The organism is Allobosea sp., assembly GCF_048595345.1.
In the GTDB taxonomy this organism is placed as follows: Bacteria; Pseudomonadota; Alphaproteobacteria; order Rhizobiales; family Beijerinckiaceae; genus Allobosea.
Genome location: NZ_JBMDWH010000198.1, coordinates 1 through 1,651, shown reverse-complemented (window position 1 = coordinate 1,651; position 1,651 = coordinate 1). Strand labels below are relative to the sequence as shown.

At 71.6% G+C, this 1,651-nt stretch carries 3 protein-coding genes; 2 read left to right on the top strand and 1 reads right to left on the bottom strand.

What is annotated here, in order from left to right; all coding sequences use genetic code 11:
- A partial coding sequence (locus ACOJTB_RS17370) for a hydroxyethylthiazole kinase (RefSeq protein ID WP_420103780.1) occupies positions 1–310 on the top strand: 310 nt, incomplete at its 5' end.
- A 3-nt stretch (positions 311–313) separates the two neighbouring features.
- Here ACOJTB_RS17370 and ACOJTB_RS17365 read toward each other — a convergent pair.
- A complete protein-coding gene (locus tag ACOJTB_RS17365) occupies positions 314–1,189 on the bottom strand; it encodes a hypothetical protein (protein ID WP_420103779.1) in 876 nt (291 codons plus the stop codon).
- Positions 1,190–1,513: 324 nt separating this feature from the next.
- On the opposite strand from ACOJTB_RS17365, the gene ACOJTB_RS17360 reads away from it, so the two are divergent.
- On the top strand, positions 1,514–1,651 hold a 138-nt coding region (locus ACOJTB_RS17360), incomplete at its 3' end, for an Hsp70 family protein (protein WP_420103781.1).

Below are 1,651 nucleotides of genomic sequence, written 5' to 3'. Positions count from 1 at the left end.
GGACATTCTGCGCGTCACCACCGGAGCGGTCGATCGCATCGAAGGCGCCAGCGGCTCCTATGCCATCGCCCATGGTCATCCGCTGATGACAAAGGTCACCGGGCTGGGCTGCGCCTCCAGCGCGCTGGTCGCCGCCTGCCGGGCCGTGGAGCCCGATGCAGCGCTCGCGGCGGGCGCGGCGCTCACGGCCTATGGCATCGCCGGCGAGATCGCGGCCGAGCGCGCGCAGGGGCCGGGCAGCTTCGCCATGCATCTAATCGACGCGCTGGCGGGGCTGGACGAGGCGGCGCTGGCGGCGCGGATGAGCTGACGCCTACTCCGTTGGCGTCAGCGGCATCGGGGCCGGCTTCGGCGGGCGCGGCTTGGGCTTGGCGGCGGGCTTGGGCGCCGTGTCGAGGCCGAGCCGGGCCCGCAGCTCCGCCGCACGCGCCTCGGTGAGGCGGGCGGTGCAGAAGCCGTATTGCGCCTCGCGCTGGTAATCGCGGCAGGTCATTTCGCGCTCGCCGGAAAAACCGGCCTGCTCGCGGGCCACGCCGCGCTGATCGACGGCGTTGGCGCGGGCCGTCAGCGTGCGATAGCCCTCGCGCACCGCCCGCTCGGCCGTGCCACGGGCCTTCTCGATCGCCTTGGCCTGCGCCGCGACGCCGGCGAGATCGGCGCCCCACAGGCCGCGGGGGTCGATGCGGCATTGCGCGGCCTCGACCACGCAGGGCTCGCGCGGCTCGACCACGAGGAAGGCGCCGTCCAGCACGTCGAAGACGATCGGGCAGATCGAGGCTTCAAGCCTGTAGCGCGGCACGCCCGCCGGCCGGCCGAGCGGTGTGACCGGCACCGGCGCCTCGCCGAAGGAGACCGCGCAGGGCTCGCTGAGGTTCGGCGGCTGGAAACCGTCGAGATCGAGCTTGAGGCCATAGCCGGTCGCGGTCTTCGTCAACGTCGCCGAGCCGTGATTGCCGTTGCGGCGGAGGGCCTTGCCGAGGATATCCTGCTCGGTCGGCGCCTTGATGGCGGGCATCGCAGGCTCGCGCGGGGCAGCGGGGACGCCGCTGGAGGGCGGCAGCGCCTGCGGCGTGCCGGGGGCCGCGAAAGGCTGGGCGCCGGGCAACTGCAGGGGCTGCGCCGCCGCGGCCGCAGTCAGCAGCAGCGCCAGCGGCACGAGACCGGCCGAGAGATGCCGCTTCTGTCGCATCGGCTTCCTTATAGCGTTTCCAGCCGCGATGCTTGATCGCGGGCGTGCCGGCCCGCAATGGCAGCGGGGACACAGTGAACCGAGAAACGCGCCGATGCCGGCGCAAAGCGCGGAAGGCGCTGCGATTCTTAATCGGCTCGCCTGTCTTGCAAGGGCGGGAACACCCTCACTATATACCCCGCCGAGGGGCGGCCTGAACCACCGCCCGACGTGGAATGCCGGTTCGTTCGCCGCTTGAGCGGGGGCGGGCCGGTCCATGGGCCGGCGGGCGGCGCACAATGCGACGCAGGCCGGCGATCTGCTCAATCGAAAGGGATCCCCTCCATGGGTAAAGTCATTGGTATCGACCTCGGCACGACCAACAGCTGCGTCGCAGTGATGGAAGGCTCGACGCCGAAGGTCATCGAGAATTCGGAAGGCGCCCGCACCACCCCGTCGATCGTCGCGATCACGGATGATGGC